Annotated in this window: 1 protein-coding gene; it reads left to right on the plus strand. The window is 74.6% G+C overall.

Annotated features, from left to right (window positions below; translation table 11 throughout):
• Window positions 1–2,387 (plus strand): condensation domain-containing protein (locus BJF79_RS37600; protein ID WP_143220747.1); only part of this gene is annotated, 2,387 nt, incomplete at both ends.

Below are 2,387 nucleotides of genomic sequence, written 5' to 3' on the forward strand. Positions count from 1 at the left end.
GCGGGGCGTGCCGCCCTGACGGCCGAACGGTTCGTCGCCGACCCGTTCGGCGTCACCGGCCGGATGTACCGGACCGGAGACCTGGCCCGCTGGACGGACGGCGGCGTGCTGGAATTCGCGGGACGCGCCGACGAACAGGTCAAGATCCGCGGGTTCCGGATCGAACCCGCGGAGGTCGAAGCCGTCCTGTCCGCGCACGACGGGGTCGAGCAGGCGGTGGTCGTCGCACGCGAGGACCGTCCCGGCGTCAAACGGCTCGCCGGCTACGTCGTCGGCGGGCCGGACCTCGACGACCTGCGGGCGTTCGCCGCCGCGCGGCTCCCCGAGTATATGGTTCCGGCCGCGTTCGTCCCGCTCGACGCGCTCCCGGTCACCCGGAACGGCAAGCTCGACCGGGCCGCGCTGCCCGCCCCGGACCTCGCGGGCCGGGGCGGCGGGGGCCGCGCCCCCGCCACCCCGGCGGAGGAACTGCTCGCCGCCCTGTTCACCGAGGTGCTCGGCGCCGAGCGGGTCGGCGCGGACGACTCGTTCTTCGACCTCGGCGGCGACTCCCTCCTCGCGATGCGGCTCATCGCCGGGATCCGGCGGGTCCTCGACGCCGAGATCGGGATCCGGGAGCTGTTCGCGGCCCCGACCGTCGAGGGGCTCGCGCGGCTCGCGGACGAGGCGCGCGGCGCGGGCGTCCGCCCGGCCCTGACCGCAGCCCGGGAGCGCCCCGCCGTCGTGCCGCTGTCGTACGCGCAGCAGCGGATGTGGTTCCTCAACCGGCTCGAAGAGGCCGGGGTCGGCGCGGGATACAACGTGCCGCTGGCGCTCCGGCTCTCGGGCGACCTGGACGTCGCCGCGCTGGAGGCGGCCCTCGGCGACGTCGCCGCCCGCCACGAGCCGCTCCGCACCCTGTTCCCGCAGGTCGACGGCGTGCCGCGGCAGCGAATCCTGGACGGACCGAAGGCGCGTCCGAGCCTCGACGTGGCGCACAGCACCGAAGAACGGCTGGCCGACGACGCCGCCGACCAGATCGCCCGCGGATTCGACCTCGCGCGCGAACTGCCCTGGCGGGCGCGGCTGCTCGTGTCGTCCCCGCAGGAGGCGGCGCTGATCGTCGTGGCGCACCACATCGCGGTGGACGGCTGGTCGATGGGCGTCCTCGAAGCCGACCTCCGGACCGCGTACGCGGCACGCGTCGGCGGCGCGGCCCCCGAGTGGGAGCCGCTGCCCGTCCAGTACGCCGACTACGCGCTGTGGCAGCGGGAGGTCCTCGGCGACCCCGGCGACCCCGAAAGCCTGATCTCCGCCCAACTCGACCACTGGCGGGAGGCCCTCGCGGGCGCGCCGGAAGAACTCGCGCTGCCCACCGACCGTCCCCGCCCCGCCACCGCCTCGTTCCGCGGCGCCGAGATCCCGATCCGGGTGGACGCCCGGACGCACGACGGACTCGACGCCGCCGCCCGACGGCACGGCGTCACGATGTTCATGGTCGCGCAGGCGGCGGTGGCGGTGCTGCTGTCGAAGGTCGGCGCGGGCGACGACGTCCCGATCGGCACCCCGGTCGCCGGACGCGGCGACGCCGCCCTGGACGACCTCGCCGGACTGTTCCTCAACACGCTCGTGCTGCGGACGGACGTGAGCGGCGACCCGACGTTCGCCGAACTGCTCGCCCGCGTCCGCGAGACCGACCTCGCCGCGTACGCGCACCAGGACGTCCCGTTCGAGCGCCTCGTCGACGACCTCGCTCCCGCCCGTTCGCTCTCCCGGCACCCGTTGTTCCAGGTCATGCTGGCCTTCCAGAACATCCCGGAGGCCGGTGCCCCGCTCGACCTGCCCGGCTTGCGCGTGCGTCCGCTCATGCCGGCCGAAAGCGTGACGGCCAAGTTCGACCTGTCGCTCACGCTGTCCGAGCGCCGCGACGAGAACGGGGCCCCGGCCGGGATCGAAGGCGGGATCCAGTACGCGACCGACCTGTTCGACCCGGAGACGGCCGACGCGCTCGTCCGGCGGCTCGTCGCGGTCCTCGACCAGGTCGCGGCGGACCCGGACGTGCGGGTGGGCGATGTCGATGTGCTGTCGGAGGACGAGCGGCGGCTCGTGGTGGGGGAGTGGAACGACACGGCGCGGGCGGTCCCGGATGCGTCGTTGGTCGGGCTGTTCGAGGAGCGGGCGGCGCGGACGCCGGACGCGGTCGCGGTGGTGTCGGACGGTGTGGCGTGGTCGTACGCGGAGTTGAACGCGCGGGCGAACGGTGTGGCGTACGCGCTTGCCGGACGGGGTTCGCCGGTCGGGGTGCGGATGCGGCGTTCGCCGGAGTTGATTCCGGTGTTGCTGGGTGTGTTGAAGGCGGGTGCGGCGTACGTGCCGTTGGACACGAGCCATCCGGAGGAGCGGATCGC

The sequence above is a fragment of the Actinomadura sp. CNU-125 genome (assembly GCF_001942465.1).
In the GTDB taxonomy this organism is placed as follows: Bacteria; Actinomycetota; Actinomycetes; order Streptosporangiales; family Streptosporangiaceae; genus Spirillospora.